Origin of the sequence: Streptococcus cuniculi, assembly GCF_004570575.1 — a bacterium.
Lineage (GTDB): Bacteria > Bacillota > Bacilli > Lactobacillales > Streptococcaceae > Streptococcus > Streptococcus cuniculi_A.
Map to the genome: position 1 here is coordinate 41,527 of NZ_SPPD01000007.1, position 19,928 is coordinate 61,454.

Annotated in this window: 17 protein-coding genes; 3 read left to right on the plus strand and 14 right to left on the minus strand. The window is 43.4% G+C overall.

Going from position 1 to position 19,928, the window contains the following annotated elements; genetic code table 11:
* Nucleotides 1-130: 130 nt before the first annotated feature.
* On the minus strand, nt 131-610 hold the full coding sequence (locus E4T82_RS06075; protein WP_135181970.1) for a GtrA family protein: 480 nt from the start codon (nt 608-610) through the stop codon (nt 131-133).
* Nucleotides 611-663: 53 nt separating this feature from the next.
* On the minus strand, nt 664-3,561 hold the full coding sequence (locus tag E4T82_RS06080) for a glycoside hydrolase family 3 protein (protein WP_135181971.1): 2,898 nt from the start codon (nt 3,559-3,561) through the stop codon (nt 664-666).
* Between the two features lie 190 nt (nt 3,562-3,751).
* Here E4T82_RS06080 and E4T82_RS06085 point away from each other — a divergent pair, with 190 nt between their 5' ends.
* Together E4T82_RS06085 and E4T82_RS06090 are read left to right on the plus strand one after the other, a co-directional pair.
* Nucleotides 3,752-4,465, plus strand: coding sequence for a LytR/AlgR family response regulator transcription factor (locus E4T82_RS06085; RefSeq protein WP_135181972.1), 714 nt, complete (start codon nt 3,752-3,754; stop codon nt 4,463-4,465).
* Nucleotides 4,462-5,772: an ATP-binding protein gene (locus tag E4T82_RS06090; protein ID WP_228065076.1), complete on the plus strand. Its 1,311-nt coding sequence runs from the start codon at nt 4,462-4,464 to the stop codon at nt 5,770-5,772. Before E4T82_RS06085 ends, E4T82_RS06090 begins: the two co-directional genes overlap by 4 nt.
* A 210-nt stretch (nt 5,773-5,982) precedes the next feature.
* On the opposite strand, the gene E4T82_RS06095 is transcribed toward E4T82_RS06090, so the two are convergent.
* The 12 genes from E4T82_RS06095 to mnmA all read right to left on the minus strand — a co-directional run bounded on the left by E4T82_RS06095 (nt 5,983) and on the right by mnmA (nt 19,044).
* Entirely contained in the window at nt 5,983-7,326 is a 1,344-nt protein-coding gene (locus E4T82_RS06095) for a metallophosphoesterase (RefSeq protein WP_135181973.1), read from the minus strand.
* A 239-nt stretch (nt 7,327-7,565) separates the two neighbouring features.
* Nucleotides 7,566-9,080, minus strand: a complete 1,515-nt coding sequence (locus E4T82_RS06100) for a flavocytochrome c (RefSeq protein WP_135181974.1) — start codon at nt 9,078-9,080, stop codon at nt 7,566-7,568.
* Between the two features lie 190 nt (nt 9,081-9,270).
* Entirely contained in the window at nt 9,271-9,882 is a 612-nt protein-coding gene (gene rpsD, locus E4T82_RS06105; protein ID WP_075099233.1) for a 30S ribosomal protein S4, read from the minus strand.
* 221 nt (nt 9,883-10,103) lie between these two features.
* A complete protein-coding gene (locus E4T82_RS06110) occupies nt 10,104-10,544 on the minus strand; it encodes a hypothetical protein (RefSeq protein WP_135181975.1) in 441 nt (146 codons plus the stop codon).
* 28 nt (nt 10,545-10,572) lie between these two features.
* Nucleotides 10,573-10,824, minus strand: a complete 252-nt coding sequence (locus E4T82_RS06115; RefSeq protein WP_135181976.1) for a Veg family protein — start codon at nt 10,822-10,824, stop codon at nt 10,573-10,575.
* Nucleotides 10,825-10,826: 2 nt separating this feature from the next.
* Nucleotides 10,827-12,182: a replicative DNA helicase gene (gene dnaB, locus E4T82_RS06120; RefSeq protein WP_135181977.1), complete on the minus strand. Its 1,356-nt coding sequence runs from the start codon at nt 12,180-12,182 to the stop codon at nt 10,827-10,829.
* Between the two features lie 32 nt (nt 12,183-12,214).
* On the minus strand, nt 12,215-12,667 hold the full coding sequence (rplI, locus tag E4T82_RS06125; protein WP_075105124.1) for a 50S ribosomal protein L9: 453 nt from the start codon (nt 12,665-12,667) through the stop codon (nt 12,215-12,217).
* A gap of 11 nt (nt 12,668-12,678) precedes the next feature.
* A complete protein-coding gene (locus E4T82_RS06130; RefSeq protein WP_135181978.1) occupies nt 12,679-14,640 on the minus strand; it encodes a DHH family phosphoesterase in 1,962 nt (653 codons plus the stop codon).
* A 98-nt stretch (nt 14,641-14,738) separates the two neighbouring features.
* A complete protein-coding gene (gene mnmG, locus E4T82_RS06135) occupies nt 14,739-16,655 on the minus strand; it encodes a tRNA uridine-5-carboxymethylaminomethyl(34) synthesis enzyme MnmG (protein ID WP_135181979.1) in 1,917 nt (638 codons plus the stop codon).
* Nucleotides 16,652-17,125: an NUDIX hydrolase gene (locus tag E4T82_RS06140; protein WP_135181980.1), complete on the minus strand. Its 474-nt coding sequence runs from the start codon at nt 17,123-17,125 to the stop codon at nt 16,652-16,654. The genes mnmG and E4T82_RS06140 overlap by 4 nt, the downstream gene beginning before the upstream one ends.
* Before the next feature lie 129 nt (nt 17,126-17,254).
* Nucleotides 17,255-17,887 carry an RpiB/LacA/LacB family sugar-phosphate isomerase gene (locus E4T82_RS06145; RefSeq protein WP_135181981.1) on the minus strand — a complete coding sequence of 211 codons (633 nt, stop codon included), beginning with the start codon at nt 17,885-17,887 and terminating at the stop codon, nt 17,255-17,257.
* 35 nt (nt 17,888-17,922) lie between these two features.
* Nucleotides 17,923-19,044: a tRNA 2-thiouridine(34) synthase MnmA gene (gene mnmA, locus E4T82_RS06150; protein WP_135181982.1), complete on the minus strand. Its 1,122-nt coding sequence runs from the start codon at nt 19,042-19,044 to the stop codon at nt 17,923-17,925.
* Between the two features lie 209 nt (nt 19,045-19,253).
* Here mnmA and sdaAB point away from each other — a divergent pair, with 209 nt between their 5' ends.
* Nucleotides 19,254-19,925, plus strand: coding sequence for an L-serine ammonia-lyase, iron-sulfur-dependent subunit beta (gene sdaAB, locus E4T82_RS06155; RefSeq protein WP_135181983.1), 672 nt, complete (start codon nt 19,254-19,256; stop codon nt 19,923-19,925).
* The last annotated feature ends 3 nt before the right edge of the window (nt 19,926-19,928 follow it).

Genomic DNA, 19,928 nt, shown 5'->3' on the forward strand with positions numbered 1-19,928 from the left:
GATATCCGAACATCTCCTCACTCATCAAAAAAGGCTCCTCGCTACTGACATAGTGAGGGGCCTTGGTATTGCTATGAGCAATCTTCCTAATATCTAAGCATAATCCAGCTGATAAACTGTGGCAAGATTCCTACTTCATAATCACAAATTTCATCATTGGGTAGTTGACAGCGACCTGAACCAGGATATTGACCCAGTTGGCAGCAGTTTGCGCCCAGCCTAGACTCAAGCCCCACGAGGTGAATACTTGGGTCGTATAAGGTGGCAAAACAATCGATAAGATGCCTGCCACGACAACGGTTAGAATATACCAATGGAGGGTTTTGGAAATATCATTTTCTGCACCGAACACTAGTTTTCGCTGAACGATATAGTTGACAATCTGCGCGACAACATAGGCTAATAGGAACGATAGAAAGCCATTTAAGCCACCATTGTCCACTGAATAATGGAAGATTAACCAATGAAAATCTAGTCCTGAAAAAGCCGTAAAGAGAAAGTTTGTTGACAACCATAAGACCGCAAAATTCGTTATCGTTGCGATATTGGACAAGACATTAAACTTAATAAATTCCCACAAATCAGGATGTTTGGCAATCCACTCTTTCATAGTTCTCCTTCTAAAAGAGAGGAGGACCACCCGTCCTCACTACTCTTATTTCATTATGCTACTTCTTTTTTCTTTGCAGTTAGCTTCACAAGACCAAGACCTACTAGAGCAATCAAGGCAATGTTTGCTGCTACAAGAACAACCAACCACCATTTTGTTTTTGGTTTGTAAATATCAAACGCAGCTGAATGTGCAATGGTATAAAGGATATTTTTGCTTGCTTGACGAAGGGCTGTAACCCCTTCTTTAGTACCTGTAGAGAGAGCTGTTGGATCATCACCTACAGGGGTCAACATCAAGTCGCCACCATTGCGAATCGCTTGGTCTGGGCTCATGTAATTCTGACCATCAAAGTCAGTAATCACCATTCCGCGGAAGCCCCACTCATCACGAAGGACAGTATTAAGCAAGTCACCATTTCCACCAGCCCAAAGGGTACCGATACGGTTGAAGGAAGACATGATAGCTGTTGCGCCACCTTCTTTGACTGGAATTTCAAAGGCTTTAAGGTAGACTTCACGAATGGCTTGTTCATTTGACCAAGTTGCCACACCTTCCCGGTTGTCTTCTTGATCGTTAAGGGCAAAGTGTTTGGTAAAGGTGTACACACCATTTTCGAGCGCTTTTTTCACCAAGGCAGAGGCCATTTTACCTGATACGACTGGATCTTCTGAATAGTATTCAAAGTTTCGACCTGAGAATGGTGAACGATGAATATTCACTGCTGGTGCATATAGTCCTACGATACCATGAGCCAAGGCTTCTTTGGCAAAGGCATCTCCCATTTCTTCAGCAAGCTCTGTGTTCCAAGTAGAGGCCACGACAACCTCAGAATTGTATTGGATTCCTTTGATTCCTTGGAAAATTCCATTGATGCCGGCAGGGCCGTCAAGGTCGACCACCGCTGGTTTGTCAACGGATTTGACCGCCACCGTTGCATAACCACCGTGACCAATCAAAGCCGTCATTTCAGCGACTGTCATTTGAGCCACTAATTTATCCCAACGCTCATCCTCATAGTCTGCCCCTACAAGGTCGACCAGACGAAGACCATTCTTTTCAGCTTCTACCTTGTCAACAGGTGTTTCAGCATCGGCATCAATACGGAAGTTGGTCCTATCAACTTCTTTTGCAATAGCATCTGTCGCTTCTTTGTCCTTAGTGCGCTCAGTCGGAAGCGTACCCTCCCAATCGTTCCGAGTGACATACTTGACGTCACCTACTGCGTATTCAAAGGCATTTGTTACTTCTGCTTTATCGGATGTCCGTTGTTTGCGGACTTCTTTTTGGGCAACCGTATAAGTCTTCGAATCAAGCACATCATGGGCATTGTTCATCAGTTTGATGTCGTAATTTCCAGCATCTAATACGTAGGCTTTTTCAGTCTTATCATCGTAAGAAGCAAGATCGTCACGGTCAAAGCGAATCGCTAATTCTTCACTCTTACCAGGCTCAAGCACTTCTGTCTTGTCAAATCCAGCAAGGACAACATGGGATTTTTCGATTCCACCAGCTGTATATGGCGCTGTATAGTAAACTTGTGCCACGTCCTTACCAGCAACATCACCTGTATTGGTCACCTTAACGGTCACTTCAATCTCATCACCATCTTCTTTCATGCCAGTAATTTCTTGCTTGAAGTTCGTGTATGATAGACCGTAACCGAATGGATACTGAACCGCTTTTTGATACGCTGCTTCATCCATTTGACCTGTCGCATTGTCTACAAAACGAGTTTCATAGTAGCGATAGCCGACATAGATACCCTCTTGGTAATTCACGAATTTATAATTAAAAGTTTGTGGCTCTTTAGCACCCCACGGAGTGTTCTCATAGGTGATATTCGTGTAAGAGAAATCTCCAGTAGTGTAGTAGGTTGGCGCAGAAGCCATATCATAGGCATAGGTATCCACCAAGCGACCTGATGGATTGACCTCACCAGATAAGATACGAGCTACACCATCAAGACCCGTTGATCCTGGTCCACCAATCCAAAGAGCTGCGTCCACCCCCTCATCTTCTAGGAAACCAAGCTCCATTGCATTAGAAGAGTTGACCAATACTACGACTTTATCAAAGTTTTTCTTGACTGTTTCAAGCATGTCTTTTTCGACATCTTGTAGTTCCAAGTAATGCTTATCTTCTTGACCATTTTCATAGTCTTTCATGGATTGTGGGAGGTCTGCTCCCTCACCACCATTACGTGAAATCACGACAAGAGCTGTATCGGAGAAGGCTTTAGCATTTTTCAACAAGTCTTCAGAATAAGCATCTTGACTTGGTTCATAGATATTATAATCCCCACCATTGAGCGAGAAGATGTTGGTTCCTTCTTTTTTAGGTAAATGCTCCTTGTAAAAATCTGTTAATTCTGCATTGACTACAAAGCCTGCATTTTCAAGTCCTTGTTGTAAGTTAATATTTTTAGACTCATCTGCCGCACCAGAACCAGATCCACCGTAGGTAACCGCTACAGAAGAAATACCAAACACGTTGACTTTTGAGGATTTTTCAAGCGGCAAGGTCTTGTTTTTATTCTCTAGAAGAACAGTTCCTTCTTCCTGAATCTTTGTAACCAATTGCTTTGAGACAGCTTCTGCGTCCTTGATTTTTCCTTCATCTGCATAGGACGGCGCAAAATAGGTGTCAATCACATTTACAAACATATTGACAGCATAATTGGCACCCACAATCGCGATACTCAGTAGCGACAGCAAGCCCATAGCAATCTTGCTCTTGAGCGTTTTCAATGGTTTATGGTTCACAATGCGATAAATCGCAACTGCCAGTAAGGCCACAACGGCAATGGCTGCGACAATCAAGGTCGTTTTTGCCATGCTTGTTGCATCCCATGATTGATAGGATTTGGCATATTCGTCAGCGGCTACTGGCGTGCTCGCCAATGTACTCGCTACCGCGAAAGCGAATCCTGTTTTCTTCCAAGTCTTCATAAGACCCTCCTACTATTGCTCGGCTTGAAAGCCTTTTCTTTTTTACACCCCTACTTTACCAAATGACACAACTTGTGAAAACCCTTTCTTCATAATCTGTCATTTTGGTTGCATAATTTGTCTGTTTTCAAATAGTATTCTCTTTGTCTAATTTTTGGTATACTAAAGAAAAAGTCAAGAAAGGACCCCTATGAAAATCGCGATTGTCGAAGACCAAAAAGTCGAACAAGAAAGATTGACCACGTATATCAAGGACTACTGCCATAGTATCCAGCGGTCTGTAGAGATTACCTGCTTCAACGACGGCATTGACATCACCAGTGATTATCATCATCGTTTTGACATCATCTACTTGGATGTGGAAATGGAAATCATGGATGGCATGACAACTGCCCAAAAGATTCGTGCCGTGGATAAAGATGTGCTACTTGTTTTTGTCACCAACCATTCTCAAGTAGCGATTCAGGGCTACGCTGTCGAAGCCATCGACTTTCTCCTCAAACCTCTCAGCAATTTTGTATTTGAAGAACACTTCAAAAAAATGCTTCGGAAGTTGCCAACCCCCGAGGAAGAGCAGCAGTATCTCTATGTCAAAAACAAGGCTTCAACCTTTAAAATCGCCCAAAAAGAGATTTACTATATTGAAAGCGAGGGGCACCAACTCCATATCCATAGCAAGCAAGAGACCATCACCATCAGCAACACCTTAAAAAACATGGAACAATTGCTGGATAAAAAGAGCTTCTTCCGCTCTAATTCAGGCTACATTGTCAATCTCGCCTATGTGGAAAAGATTGAGGGAAATCTAGCCTATATACAGGGGGAGCCTCTACAAATCAGTCGCCCACGTAGGAAAGATTTCTTGACCGCCCTCACCAACTACATCGGAGATACCCTCTTATGATAACGCATTTCCCTGATATTCCACGAGTCTATACAGCACTATCCGAATCAATTGCCTGTTGTCTGGTCTGTTTTCCGCTCATTCTGACTATGAACTGGCTGCGTAGACTCCGTTCCTTAGCGCTCATCATCGGTCTGCAACTTCTCCTCCAATGGGTAGCTGGACAATTTCCTATTCTCTTGTGGACAGTTGGGATGTTTCTCAATATCTGCTGGATGTTTGCTTCAATTTACCTCATTGGTGTTCACCAAAAAAAGACAGCTCTTTATTTGACTGCAAAGGCCTTTATTGCAGCAGAGTTAGTCGCTGCTCTCGCATGGCACCTTTACTGCCTCACGATTTATCAACAACCTGTGGATAACTTGTGGATGCAAGCAGCCTTCATGTTGATCATCACTAGCCTTGCCTTTCTTCTCTTCCATCAGCAAAATAAAAAAATCAACCTAGAAGAACTCCAACACATCACCGAAACACGAGTTGTTTGGGTGGCCATTTTCACCTCGCTGATAATCTTTATGTTGAGTAATATCGGCTTTATCCTGTCTGGAATCCTGCAATTTCAGGATTCAACCAGTATTTTTATCCTCCGAACAACGGTGAATTTCTCTGGTCTCTTGCTCCTGCTCACCCAAGAATCTCAGCAGTATGATCGCTATCTGCGTGAAGAATTAACTGCTATCCACAACATGTTTCAGTTGCAGTACAAGCAGTACCAAGCCTACCGAGAAAACAGCGACCTTATCAGTCGCAAAGCCCATGACCTCAAGCATCAGCTCTATATTATCCAGCAAGAAGCTGATAAGCAAAAACAACAACAATACCTTAAAGAAATGACCATAGCTATTCAGCATTTTGAGGCAAAGATTGAAACAGGCAATCCTGTCCTTGACACCATTCTGACACAAAAAAATCAATACTGTCTCCAAAACGGCATCAATTTTACCTGTATCGTGCAGGGGGAGTCGCTTCATTTCATGGACATCATGGACATTTCTGCCCTCTTTGGAAATGCGATTGACAATGCTATTGAAGCAGTGGAACAAATTCCCAATCCTGAACAACGCTTGATGACCTTGAAGGTTTCCCAGCACAGCCAATTTATCGTCATCCGGCTGGATAATTATGATATTTCAAATCTCGACTTATCCACAGGTCAGTTTCCTAAGACCTCCAAGGCTGATAAAGATTTCCACGGTATCGGCCTAAAAAGTATGGCCTTCATTGTCCAAAAATACGGTGGCAACCTGACCCTCACCAAGGAAGATTATTGGGTGCAACTGAAAATTTTACTGCCTCTGACTCCCTAAATGCGGGGCTGGGCTATAAAAAGTCCAAACCTAAATATAAAAAGCGGACAAAACTAGTTTTCTGGCACTCAGAATTCTGTGTTGTTCGCTTTTTGTATCTCATTTATCAATTTGAAGATTTGATGATAAAGAATCTCCCCAGACTCGCTTGTTTATAGTTCAATAAACATCACGAAATGAAGGCAGTTTTTGATGGTGGAAGAGTGTCCATCATTCTTTCCAGTCCATTTCTAAATAATCCACAGGAATTTCTTTCATTTCATCGATCATCATACCGACATACTCCACCAGCATACTTTGAGGTTCTTGTTTGAGCAAGGTTGCATAGGCTGAGTTGGTATAGACATGGTTTTCAATCCACTCCTCGCTCAAGTGCTCACCTGAAAAGAAGGCTAGATTGAGTGGCGCCATGATTTCAGCTAGTTGGTCTGCAAATTTCCTGTCATAGGCAGCTTCGTCATGTAAGGCAGTATGAACCATTATCTCACTCGCTCGATTGAAAACATCCACCAGATAGCTCTTGTGGTCAGCCAAATCGGAGTTGGCATTCTTTTTCCACAGGTCGACATCAAGTCCTGTCTGTTGATAGATGAGACGATTCTCTTTGAGAGACAAACGACCGATGGTCATTGGATACATGGAAAAAGCACCATTTACCATCTCTGTAAGCGTCGATCGCTCACCCTTAAACTGTGCGATATGCTGGGTGTGGATATGACCCGAAAAAGTCAACGGAATACCATATTGATCATACAACTCCCGCAGATCAACCGCATTGTCGAGTGTGAATCCCCGCGTCAGTGATGCATGTTGATCCAATACATTGTGGTGCATGATGGGAATCACGGAAACACCTGCGGATTGAGCACCCTCCAGTTGCTCTTTAATCCAAGCCAAGGTCTCCTTTTTGAGACGACCGTTTGTCGCAGGAGCACCTTTACCAAAACCATCCGCATAGATATTACTATCAACCATGAGCAGCCACAGATTTTCAAAAGGTTTTGCCATATAGCTAAGAGAAGCCCTATCCCGCTGACTGGCTTGAGCATATCCATAGTCGGCAAATAGGGTCTCAAAATCCTGCCTACTCACCTGATCTGTCCTAACTTGCTCCTCTCCTTTAAAACCACGCGCCCAACCGCTCGCAATATCATGGTTCCCTAGTATAACCAGTACCTCTGTTCCAGCAGCTTCCAGAGCCTTAAAATGCCCGGCCAAATCTTCCATGCTTCTCTTCTCACCGTTTAAGCTCAAATCCCCGCTAACAATCAGGAGTTTGGGCTTTTCTTTTTGGACTTGAGCCACCAAGGCCTCCATTCGCTCCTTACTGTAGCAAACATCCTTTCCTGCAGCCGTATTCTGAATAACAGAGAACGCCTTGCCATTGTCATGTAGGCTGGGTGAGAGATAGTGGATATCGGTTATCAGCCAGATTTGCTGAGAGTCTGTCCAACTATCTGCCACATAGGCATCCTTTTCTGCTGATTGCTGCGACAGGAAAAACAGCAAACCAACCCCTAGACAGACTAGATACAACCAATAGCGCTTTTTCATACAATACCCTCCATTCTCCTTCCTATTATATCACCTTTTTCCCACCTTATCAGCCTCATCATTTACTCTTTATCATCATAGGCACATCACCCTGTAAAGTTGACGACCAAAAATGAGGAGACTGTGGCTTTTTAGCTCAGCCTCTTAAAACAGAGGACACTGTATGCTTTTATAATCGCTTCCCTTTACTCCATAAAAAGAAGCTGAGGGGTCATTTCCTCAACTTCTTCATAAATGTATTAGTTTTTCACGAATTTCGCGGATTGTTCTCCAGCTTGGCGACCAAATACGATAATATCTGCAACGGCGTTCCCACCGATACGGTTTTTACCGTGCACACCACCAGTCACCTCACCGGCTGCGTAAAGACCTGGAATCGCTTGACCTTCTTTGTTCAAGACCTCAGTGTTGGTATTAATTTTCAGACCACCCATCGTGTGGTGTACCCCTGGTGCAATCTTAATTGCATAGTAAGGAGCAGTGTCTAAGGCATGGTCCATACCACTTGAACGGCCAAAGGCTGCATCGCTTTTATCCGCAACGGCTTTGTTCCATGTCTCCAAGGTTGTTTGCAAGGCATCTTCTGGAACATCGATGGCTTTTGCAAGATCCGCAACTGTTTCCCCTGATTTTACAAGGCCTTTTTTCTCATATTGAGCGATTGCTTTTACGCGATCTTTCAAGGCTGAATCAAAGACTACGTAAGCGTAGTTTGGATCTAAACCATTGATGGCTGCTGAAACTTTATCACGAGTTTCTAATTCATTGAAGAAACGCTCACCTTTTGAGTTGACCAGAATTGCACCTTCACCACGAATCGCTTCTGTAATCAAGTAAGATTTTTCCTGCTCTACAGTTGGGTGAATTTGGATTTGTTCCATGTCGACTGTTGCAGCGCCTTTTGCTTCTGCAAGGGCAATACCATCACCCGTTGATCCTGCTTGGTTGGTTGTGACATAGCCTTTTAATTTTGGATTCAACTGTGCAACCTTATCCAAGTCAGCACCGAAACCACCTGTCGCAAGTACGACCGCTTTTGCAGCAACCTTCTTCGTTTTGCCGTCAATTGTTACTTCCACACCTGAAATCTTACCGTCTTTTTCTTCAAGATTTGTCACGTCCGCATTGACAAACATTGGGATTTTACGTTCTGCCAAGTTGTGGTAAAGACCTGTTACGAGGTAACCACCAACTGCTGAACCATCTGCTGGGCGGTGAGTCCGTTTTTCACTCATCCCACCAGTAGTTGTGATATTGCTAAGGGTAATTCCCATGCCATCCAACCAATCAATAGCAGAGGCAGAATTGTCTACCAAGTAGCGAAGCAATTCTGGATCGTTTGTTCCGCCGCCACCTTTAAGAGTTTCTTCGTAGAACTTGTCGTTTGAATCTTTGATTCCTTCTTTATCTTGGAATTTTGTTTGAGAGGCATTCATACCTGCAGATGACTTAGCTGTATTTCCGCCAACTTCTCCCATTTTCTCAAGAACCGCTACGCTCGCTCCTGCATCATGAGCAGAAACTGCCGCAGCCATACCTGCACCACCTGAACCGATAACAAGGACATCATAGCTATCTTTCAATTCAGCCGGATCTGTGTAGACCTTCTCTGACGCTCCTGAAACAGCCTCTTCTTTTGAAGAGGAAGCCGGAGTTGACGATTCTACTGTATTGCTTGATTTGCTTCCACAGGCAATCAAGAAAACAGTAGCAAGCAAACTAAGTAAGGCACCGAGCCAAACTTTTTTCTTCATAATAAACCTTCTCCTTTTCTTTTGGTTACTGTCCTATTTTACCCTATTTAGTAATTGGTTGCAACTATTTTTGTAAATTTTTTCACAAGTCTGGTGCTACTCCACGGAGACAACACCTTTCCTAGAAATCATTCGTTTCTGAGCAAGACAAAAAGCCCACTGTTGCAGGCTTTTTGCAAGGTATTCAAAATTAAAGCATTTTGTTATAGAATTCAACGACAAGCGCTTCGTTAATTTCTGGGTTGATTTCGTCGCGCTCTGGAAGGCGAGTCAATGATCCTTCGAGTTTTTCAGCGTCGAATGATACGAATGCTGGACGTCCAAGAGTTGCTTCAACCGCTTCAAGGATTGCAGGCACTTTCATTGATTTTTCACGAACTGAAATCACTTGACCAACTTCAACACGGTAGCTAGGGATGTCAACGCGTTTTCCGTCAACAAGGATGTGACCGTGGTTTACAAATTGACGTGCTTGACGACGAGTAGTTGCAAGACCTAGACGGTAAACAACGTTGTCCAAACGACGCTCTAGAAGAAGCATGAAGTTGAAACCAAGGATTCCGCCTTTGATTTTAGTAGCTTGTACGAACAAGTTACGGAATTGTTTTTCACCTACGCCGTAAGAGAAACGAAGTTTTTGTTTCTCAGCCAATTGCAAACCGTATTCTGACAATTTGCTGCGGTTGTTTGGTCCGTGTTGACCTGGTACGTAGTTACGACGAGCAAGCTCTTTACCTGTACCTGTAAGTGACAAACCAAGACGACGAGCTTGTTTCCAAGATGGTCCTGTATAACGTGACATAATAATGTCCTCCATAAAATAGTTTTTATGGAAATAGTCTTTGAGAAATCCTGATTCGTGCAGATACCCTTCGCCTAAACAGCTAAGGTTACTTCTATTGCAAAGTACCTGTTGACGAGCTTCATATTCCTCTGCTGCTATTTCACACAAGGAACAGTATAACATAGAAAAAAGGCTTTGTAAAGCCTTTTGAATGGTTTAGTCCTTACTCAGTATTTTTCTTAACGACCTAGAGCTGTCCGATCAATCATCCTCACACTCTCAGGTAGACGACCCTCACTAGTTGGAGGTTCTTTGCGCTTCAACTCTCCATCTGGATGTTCTCTCGCTTCATAAGCCCAAACCTCATGTTCAGAATCTCCTATCTCATAGTCAAAACTTGGTCCACCTATTATAAATTCATGGCTGCCGTTTACTGTAATATCAAATGAATATACATGTGTTCCCAAACCAAAAGAATGGACTTCAAAATTATCATACTCGATCGACTCTATGTTTTCATAATTGTTGTAAATATAGAGGGCAGAGTCTCCAACTAAAATTTCTCGATTTTCTCTATCTTCAACGCCTTTTGAACACCTCACTAGAAATAGTGATAGCACCAAAAATAGAATCAATCCAAAACAACCGAGACAACAACCTTTTATAAATTTTAAAAACATAGCTCTTCCATTTTAAATGACTGTACAACTAATCCAAATAATGAATCAAAATCTTTTCGGTTAAGACATCAGAATACGTATAAGATTCCACAAAGGTATTGTTGGGATCTTCGTATTCGACGATGAAGACGGATTGGTAGACCTCCGTAATTCGACCTTGTTTGTTTTTCTCGCGTTTGCGACCATTTTCAAGGGTCAGCTCGACAATTTGTCCCTCGTGGTTTTTAATATCTTCTTTGATTTGCTTCATCTTCGCAACGTCTGTAAATGCATCACTCATTCTTATCCATCCTCTCTCTTGGAAATACTTGAAAACTTGTTATACTCTTTTTGGAACATTAATTCGACGGTTCCACGCGCCCCCGAACGGTTTTTTTCAATAATCACCTCAACAGTGTTATTGGGAATGCCTCCGTCTTCTTGCTCTCCGCGTTCATAGTAATCATCACGATACAAGAAAGCAACGATATCCGCATCCTGCTCGATAGAGCCTGACTCACGAATGTCGGACAAGACTGGTCGCTTATCCTGACGTTGCTCCACCCCACGCGAAAGCTGACTGAGGGCGATGACTGGTACTTTCAATTCCTTGGCTAAAATCTTTAATTGCCGTGAAATTTCAGATACCTCCTGCTGGCGGTTTTCCCGACCAGTCCCTGTAATCAACTGCAAGTAGTCAATCAAAATCAAACCAAGATTGCCAGTTTCCTGGGCTAACTTACGGGAGCGAGAACGAATCTCTGTGATCTTAATCCCTGGCGTATCATCGATGTAAATACTCGCATTGGCTAGGTTGGCCTGCGCCATGGTCAGCTTCTGCCATTCCTCATCTGTCAAATGACCTGTCCGAATGGATCGCGAATTAATCATTCCTTCGGCAGCAAGCATCCGGTCAACCAAACTTTCTGCTCCCATTTCCAGAGAAAAGATGGCGACGGTCTTACCTAATTTTGTACCAATATTTTGCGCAATATTGAGAGCGAAGGCGGTTTTTCCGACCGCAGGACGAGCCGCTAGAATAATTAGCTCCTCTTCGTGTAAACCTGTCGTCATGGCATCTAGGGCTGGATACCCCGTCGCAATTCCTGTAATATCAGAAGTTTGGCGTGAACGAATTTCAAGGTTTTCAAAGTTGAGATTCAAAATATCTTCAATCTGCTTGAAACCGCTCCGGCTAGCACCTTCGCTGACATCGATTAAGGCTTTTTCCGCACGCGCAATGATCTCATCGGACCCATCTGCCCCATCATAGGCTTGGTTGATCGAATCGGTCAATCGCGCAATCAGTTTGCGTAAATTCGATTTTTCAGCAACAATCTTGGCATAAAACTCGGCATTGGCAGAGGTTGGTACCGAATTGATGACCTCGGCTAAATAGCTCAAGCCACCAATATTTTCTAAATCACCATGGTTGGCCAAGTAGTTGCGCATGGTCGTTGCATCGATGACCTCATGCCGATCTGAAAGAGCAATCATGGCTTTAAAAATCAACTGGTGGGCATATTTGAAAAAATCATCTGCTTCAATATATTCGCGGACAAAGACCAGCTTTCCCTCGTCGATGAAAATCGCACCAAGGACCGACTGCTCCGCCAAAATATCTTGAGGTTGCACACGCAATTCATCTAATTCTGCCAAGATTCTCACCTCCTATCTCTGGTATGATTGACCTAGGCTTCTTTGATACTCAAGTTAATCACACCTGTCACATCTTGATAAATTTTAACAGGCACATCAATCAAGCCAACCGCACGAATCGGGTGGTCCAATTGAATATTGCGTTTATCCACTTTAATGCCGAATTGTTTTTCCAATTCTTCGGCAATTTTCTTGCTCGTAATGGAACCAAAAGTACGGCCATCTGGACCAACTTTTTCCACAAAGGATACAAGCGTTGCTTCTTCAGCCAATTTGGCTTTTATAGCCTTTGCTTCTGCTACCATTTCAGCATGCGCTTTTTCTTGTGATTTTTGTTTGCCACGCAATTCACCAATCGCTTGGTTGGTCGCTTCCTTGGCAAGGTTTTTCTTAATCAAGAAATTCTGGGCGTATCCTGTTGGAACTTCCTTAATTTCTCCCTTTTTCCCCTTGCCTTTCACATCTGCTAAAAAAATAACTTTCATGAGGAACTCTCCTATTCTTCTTTTAATTCTTCCTGAATCACTTGATGCAATTTCTCCTGAACCTGTTCAAGCGATTGATCATGAATCTGAGCTGCTGCGAGATTAAAATGACCGCCACCGCCCATCTCTTCCATGATTCGTTGAACATTGACCTTGCTTCTGCTCCGCGCTGAAATGGCAATGTAATCATTGACATTTTTGGTGATGACAAAGACTGCTTCAATCCCTGCCATCTCAAGAATGGTATCGGCCGCCTTACTTGGAACAACATTGTCGTAGACGGTTTCTTGTGCACCACAGACGAGGACAATATAATCGGTCAACTTCTGTCCTCTTAGAATCAATTCATTGATTTGACGGTATTCGTTGAAATCCGTAGCCGCAATCTGCTGAATTTCTGAACTATCGCTACCACGATTTCTAAGATAGCTAGCCACATCAAAGGTCCTACTGGTCACACGCGCCGTAAAATTCTTGGTATCCAGCATAATTCCCGCCATCAAAAGACTGGACTGCAGACGATTGAGTTTGTGGTGCTTATCGTTTTGGAACTGAATCAATTCTGTCACCAATTCACTAGCAGAACTTGCACCACTTTCAATATAGGTCAAGACTGCATTGTCTGGGAAATCCGCATCGCGACGATGATGATCCACTACGACCACCTGACTAAACAATTCGTAAAATTCCTTGGACAGGGTCAAGCCGATTTTCGAGTGGTCCACCATGATGAGAAGCGATTGAGCAGTTACCTGCTTTTTCGCCTCCTCAACCGTCATCAGATTAGAGCAATTTTCCTGCGTTAATTTTTCAATCGCACGCTGAATATCAGCCCCCATATCCTGATCATCATAGACTGTATAGGCATTGTTCATGATGTTTTGAGCGAAATACTGCATCCCAACAGCAGAACCTAGGGCGTCCATATCCAGATTGCGGTGTCCGACGACAAATACTGCATCAACCGTTTTTAACTTATCAGAGACAGCGGTCATCATGGCACGGGTACGGGTTCTCGTCCGCTTAACGGATGAGGCCGAACCGCCACCGAAAAAGAGGGGCTGCTTGCTCTCATCATTTTCTTTGACAACGACCTGATCCCCGCCACGAACCTCGGCCATATTGAGATTTTGCAGGGCAATCTGACCGATCTGCTGATGATTATTTGCCCCGTAAGCAATCCCCATACTCAAGGTAAGAGCTAGGTCGAGCTGTTTTGCCTCATCACGAAAACGATTGATAACCGAAAATTTGTCCTCAATCAATTTCTCCAAGACCGCATAGTCTGTAAAGAAATAAAAGCGGTCCATAGTCCCACGACGGTAGTAAATCCCATTTTCATTTGCAAAATCAGACACAAATTGCGCTAAGAAACTATTGATCTGACTAATTTGAGAATCCGAGTAAATATCTTCTAACTCATCGTAATTATCGATGGATATAATCCCAATCGCAGGTCTACTACCAATCAGATTGGAAGTCGCATAATACTCTGTTGACGCGTCAAAAAAGTAAAAAATCCCCTGCTCAAAATCGACATAGACGGCATAACGCTTATCTGCGACCGTTACGTAAGTCCGGTCCTCGTCTAAGCCTGCGTCAATGATTTCACGCAGCTTACGCTGATCAAACTCTCCGTCTTCTTTCACAAACAGCAGTTCCGCATAAGGATTAAACCACTCCACTTGATTGTCGTCTAAACGAATCTTAATGACCCCGACGGGCATATGCGCGAGCAGGCGCATCAAGCCATTATCAGCCTGGGCATTTAAATACTCAATTTGCTCTACTTCACTCACTTCGTAGGAATGCTTTTGGAAAATAAAAAGCAAGACCAGCAAAAAGAGAGCTAAAAAAATGGATAAATAGGTAATTGTCGAAGTTGGGTATAAGCCCTGTATCAAAGCCAATAATCCAAAGAGGATTACCCCAATCATCACAAAATGAATCGTTGAAAATCGAAATTTTTTCATCACTAACCTCTGCTTGCCATTTTACCATAAAACCGCTGAAAATGCTAGCTTCTATTTCCACAGAAGATTTACAAAAAGACCAGACAAATGCCCAGTCTTTAGTCATTATTTTTTGCCTTATTCTTTGAAATGGAACGGCTACGCCCTTCTAGATAAACCATGAGGATTGAAATATCTGCTGGATTGACCCCTGAGATACGGCTTGCCTGTCCAATCGTTTCAGGAGCAATCAGCTTAAATTTCTGCCGTGCTTCGGTCGCAATCGAGTCAATATCATCCCAGTCAATGTCTGCTGGAATCCGTTTTTCCTCCATCCGCTTCATCTTCTCAACCTGATCCAAGGCCTTGCTGATATACCCCTCATACTTGACCTCCGTTTCAATCAATTCAATGGTCTTGTCCGACAATTCCTCAGCAGCAGGACCTACAAATTGAACCACATCCGCATAAGTCACCTCGGGTCTGCGCATAAACTCCTTGGCGGTAAGCGCATCGGTCAAGGGTTTAAAGCCCATGGCGACAACTCGCTCATTGGTTTCCTTGATTGGTTTCAACTTAATGGCAGCAAGACGCGCCATTTCCGTTTCAAATTGATGTTTGTGAATCTGAAAGACCTGATAGCGCTCATCATTGACCAAGCCAACCTGACGACCAATCTCTGTTAAGCGCATATCTGCATTATCATGGCGTAAAATCAAACGATATTCTGCCCGACTGGTTAAGAGGCGATAAGGCTCAACCGTTCCCTTGGTCACCAAATCATCAATCATGACCCCAATGTAGCCGTCACTACGCTTCAAAATTAACTCTGGCTTGCCCTGCACTTTCAGCGCCGCATTGATACCCGCGACAATTCCCTGACCAGCAGCCTCTTCATAACCAGAAGTCCCATTGGTCTGACCAGCAGTAAAGAGTCCTGAAATTTTCTTGGTTTCAAGGGTCGCCCGCAGTTGATGTGGCATAATCATGTCATACTCAATGGCATAGCCTGTCCGCATCATCTCTGCATGTTCAAGACCTTTAATCGAGTGAACCAAGTCCTTCTGTACATCTTCTGGGAGGCTGGTTGATAGACCTTGGATATACACCTCATCCGTGTCAGCCCCTTCCGGTTCCAAGAATAATTGGTGGCGTTCCTTATCCGCAAAGCGCACGATTTTGTCTTCAATAGACGGACAATAGCGAGGACCTACCCCTTTGACTACACCTGAAAACATGGGTGCTCGGTGCAGATTGCTATTGATAATTTCATGACTGCGCGCATTGGTATAGGTCAGCCAGCATGGAATCTGGTCCTGCACATAATCCTCATCTTTTGATAAGAATGAAAAATGATTGGGCTTCGCATCTCCGGGCTGAATCTCCGTCGCAGTATAGTCAACCGTACGTGCGTTGACACGAGGCGGAGTTCCTGTTTTAAACCGCCCAATTTCAAGACCCAAGTCTTTCAAATTATCGGCCAAAGTGACAGAAGCCAGGCTGTTATTTGGACCAGATGAATATTTCAAATCCCCGATGATAATCTCACCACGCAGAGCAGTTCCAGTTGTGACCACGACTGCCTTTGCCGCAAGATACTGGTTGGTCGCTGTCCGAACACCAATCACTCGGCCGTCTTCCACCAAAATTTCATCAATCATTGTCTGACGAAGGGTCAGATTTTTCTGCTGTTCAACCGTTCGCTTCATCTCGAGGGAATACTTTGCCTTATCAGCTTGAGCCCGTAAAGCCCTTACAGCAGGACCCTTACCTGTATTCAACATCTTCATCTGAATATAGGTCTTATCAATATTGCGCCCCATTTCACCCCCAAGGGCATCAATTTCACGAACCACAATTCCCTTAGCCGATCCACCAATAGACGGATTGCAAGGCATAAAAGCCACCATATCCAAGTTAATCGTCGCAAGTAGGGTTTTACAGCCCATCCGACTGGTTGCAAGAGCTGCTTCTACCCCAGCATGTCCTGCCCCAATTACTACCACATCATATTCTTCTGCAAATGTATATGTCATCTCCTAGTCTCCTTTAATCGAATCTGTTCCACATTTCCTGACCAATTTAGCAAGTGTGTTTTCAAAAAAGCGGGAACTACATCTATGTTTACAAGATTGTCAACTTCTACTCCATAACAGGGTGACGAATCTCCTTCCTCCATCATGTGAGAAGGCACTTTTTCTAAAGGCTCAACAAGATAATGAAATTCAATATTATGAAAATCAATCACTTCTTCTTTGTCAACTGCTGTAAAATGATTTTCCACAATAAAGGCTAATTGCTTGACCGCTACCGCGATGCCCAGCTCCTCCTTAACTTCACGAACAACCGCATCTTCTGTTGATTCCCCAACTTTGACAGCTCCGCCAATCGTATAATATTTCTTAGTGTCCTCACGATAGGAAAGAAAGAGCTTTTGATTTTTCAGAATTAGCGCTGTCGCTCGAACCCCAAAAATCTGATGGTCTTTTTTTGTTCGAAAATCCACACGGTACCTCATTTCTACGCAAAAAGAGCCAAAACCCTCAGAAACTGTACGCAAAAAACGTCCAATTCCTATGAGCTTTGACCATCATAGCATTGTTATGTTTCCATTTTATCACATTTACCTAGAATGTCAATTACGGAATCCCCGCAATTTCTCCACCAACGCACGGTTCTTCGCATTTCTGTCAACATACTGATAGAAAATCGTTCGATTGGCTATTTTTCGGAGTAGGGCTTCATCCATTTCATCCACAATCTCCAAAAATGTTTTCTTGGTTAGCTGATTGATGCTGTTCAATAATGCTGTTTCTTGTTGCTTTCTAGTAGCATCTTCCTGTGGATAACCAACTCCAAATTCACCGTCAAATAACTTCTCAAGTGTGTATTTCAAGTTCAATTCCCCACACCAGCCAACATTCAGCCCCAGCGGTAAGGACACAACATTTCCATTATTGATTCTTCCAAACAAGAAAGCATCTTGCGGCGTTTGAATGAAGCCACAACGTAGACCAGGCAGACTATTGCACGCAAGCATCATCCCTTGACCAGCCGAACATCCTGTCACTACAAAGTCCAGCGATTGGGACTCGATAAGAAAGCTAATCATGACAGCAACTTCTACGTAAGAATAGCTAGCTATCTCACTCGAAAAGACACCTAAATTGACAACTTCATGCTGTCCAGCTACTGATTGTTGGACAGCTTGAACGAACACATCGTTAATGTCCGCTCTGGTACTGGCCTGTATGACTCCAATTTTCATAGTCTACCTCCCAAAATGTTGACAACTCTGTAAACCTAAATATACTGACACACTTTTCCGTCTTTAAAGGCAAGATCAATCATGCCACCACCTAGACATTCATCTCCATTGTAGAAAACAACCGCTTGACCCGGTGTAATGGCCCGTTGTGGCTCAGCAAAGATGACCTCTGCCTTATCCCCTGTCACCTTTACAGTTACTTTACTATCTGGTTGACGATAGCGGAACTTAGCCGTACATTCAAGGGTGACGTTTTCAGGCATCTCTTGTGTAAAGTGAATGTGACTAGCTGTCAAGCTAGTTGACATCAATGATTCATGGTAAAATCCTTGACCTACATACAAAATATTGTGCGCCAAATCTTTTCCAACAACGAACCATGGGGCATTGTCCCCACCGATTTGTCCACCGATGCCAAGCCCTCCACGTTGACCGATTGTATAGTACATGAGACCGGCATGCTCACCCATATCGCGACCGTCAACCGTCATCATGCGTCCTGTTTGAGCAGGCAGATACTGGCTGAGAAATTCTTTAAAATTCTTCTCACCAATAAAACAAATCCCTGTCGAATCTTTTTTCTTAGCGGTTGCAAGCCCAGCTCGTTCTGCAATTTCACGCACTTCCGACTTCTGCAAATGTCCTAGAGGAAACATGGTTTTCTGTAATTGCTCTTGTGATAATTGGCTGAGAAAGTAGGTTTGATCCTTTCCATTGTCAGCCCCCCGTAGCATATGGACCACTCCATTCTCATCTCGCTTAACCTGTGCATAGTGACCTGTCGCCACATAATCAGCACCTAAGTTCATAGCATAGTCCAAAAAGGCTTTAAATTTAATTTCTTTATTACACATCACATCAGGATTTGGTGTCCGTCCTGCACGATATTCGGCAAGGAAATATTCAAACACCCGGTCCCAATACTCTTTTTCAAAGTTGACAGAGTAGTAGGGAATCCCTAGCTGATCCGCAACAGCTGCGACATCTTTGTAGTCTTCTGTTGCTGTGCAAAAACCATTTTCGTCTGTATCGTCCCAGTTTTTCATGAAGATGCCAATCACATCATAGCCCTGCTCCTTGAGCAACAGGGCTGTGACAGAGGAATCAACCCCCCCACTCATCCCAACGACAACACGTATCTTTGAGTGTTCACCCATTGTCTATTCTCCCATCAATTTAATCTAGTGTAAACTTCCTTTACACCGTCTATTTTCAAAAAACGATTGAAGGTCGATTTTGAAGTACCTCACGGCACAGACAGTATTATACCATATCCCTACCTATTTTCTAACAAATAACATCAAGATGCGGATTTTCCGAACGTTATCTGATATAATAACAAGTAAGAGAAAATTGAGGAAAACCTATGACAAATGCAAAATTTCAATCCGTCTTCGACATCATCGGACCTGTCATGATTGGTCCGTCATCTAGCCATACTGCGGGAGCTGTCCGCATTGGTAAAATCGTCTCATCTATCTTTGGAGAGATTCCGACAGAAGTTGAATTTCAACTCTACAATTCATTTGCCAAAACCTATCGGGGACACGGTACAGATGTTGCTCTGGTAGCAGGTATCTTAGGAATGGATACCGATGATCCTCGTATTCCAGATTCTCTTGATATTGCTCGCGAAAAAGGGATTAAGGTCTACTGGAAAATCAACAAGGACAGCAATACCCCACACCCAAACACAACCCGCATTATTATCAAGAATGAGCATAAATCCATTTCTGCAACGGGTGTCTCTATTGGTGGGGGAAATATTCAAGTAACCGAGTTAAATGGCTTTGCGGTCAATCTCAATATGAACACTCCTACGATCATCATTGTTCATCAGGATGTGCCTGGAATGATTGCAAAGGTGACGGATATTCTTTCAAAATATGATATCAATATCGCACAGATGAATGTAACTCGTGAAAGTGCGGGAGAAAAGGCCATTATGATTATTGAGGTCGATTCCAGACAATGTGGTGACTCCATTGCCGAAATTGAAGGGATTCCACATTTACACAATGTCAACTTCTTTAACTAGAAA

Coding starts and splice junctions, on each gene's coding strand:
- E4T82_RS06075 (WP_135181970.1), bottom strand. CDS start 610: ATGAAAGAGTGGATTGCCAAACATCCTGATTTGTGGGAATTTATTAAG.
- E4T82_RS06085 (WP_135181972.1), top strand. CDS start 3,752: ATGAAAATCGCGATTGTCGAAGACCAAAAAGTCGAACAAGAAAGATTG.
- E4T82_RS06145 (WP_135181981.1), bottom strand. CDS start 17,887: ATGAAAATTGGAGTCATACAGGCCAGTACCAGAGCGGACATTAACGAT.
- E4T82_RS06100 (WP_135181974.1), bottom strand. CDS start 9,080: ATGAAGAAAAAAGTTTGGCTCGGTGCCTTACTTAGTTTGCTTGCTACT.
- E4T82_RS06130 (WP_135181978.1), bottom strand. CDS start 14,640: ATGAAAAAATTTCGATTTTCAACGATTCATTTTGTGATGATTGGGGTA.
- rpsD (WP_075099233.1), bottom strand. CDS start 9,882: ATGTCACGTTATACAGGACCATCTTGGAAACAAGCTCGTCGTCTTGGT.
- E4T82_RS06110 (WP_135181975.1), bottom strand. CDS start 10,544: ATGTTTTTAAAATTTATAAAAGGTTGTTGTCTCGGTTGTTTTGGATTG.
- mnmG (WP_135181979.1), bottom strand. CDS start 16,655: ATGACATATACATTTGCAGAAGAATATGATGTGGTAGTAATTGGGGCA.
- E4T82_RS06090 (WP_228065076.1), top strand. CDS start 4,462: ATGATAACGCATTTCCCTGATATTCCACGAGTCTATACAGCACTATCC.
- E4T82_RS06115 (WP_135181976.1), bottom strand. CDS start 10,824: ATGAGTGATGCATTTACAGACGTTGCGAAGATGAAGCAAATCAAAGAA.
- E4T82_RS06095 (WP_135181973.1), bottom strand. CDS start 7,326: ATGAAAAAGCGCTATTGGTTGTATCTAGTCTGTCTAGGGGTTGGTTTG.
- rplI (WP_075105124.1), bottom strand. CDS start 12,667: ATGAAAGTTATTTTTTTAGCAGATGTGAAAGGCAAGGGGAAAAAGGGA.
- mnmA (WP_135181982.1), bottom strand. CDS start 19,044: ATGGGTGAACACTCAAAGATACGTGTTGTCGTTGGGATGAGTGGGGGG.
- sdaAB (WP_135181983.1), top strand. CDS start 19,254: ATGACAAATGCAAAATTTCAATCCGTCTTCGACATCATCGGACCTGTC.
- E4T82_RS06080 (WP_135181971.1), bottom strand. CDS start 3,561: ATGAAGACTTGGAAGAAAACAGGATTCGCTTTCGCGGTAGCGAGTACA.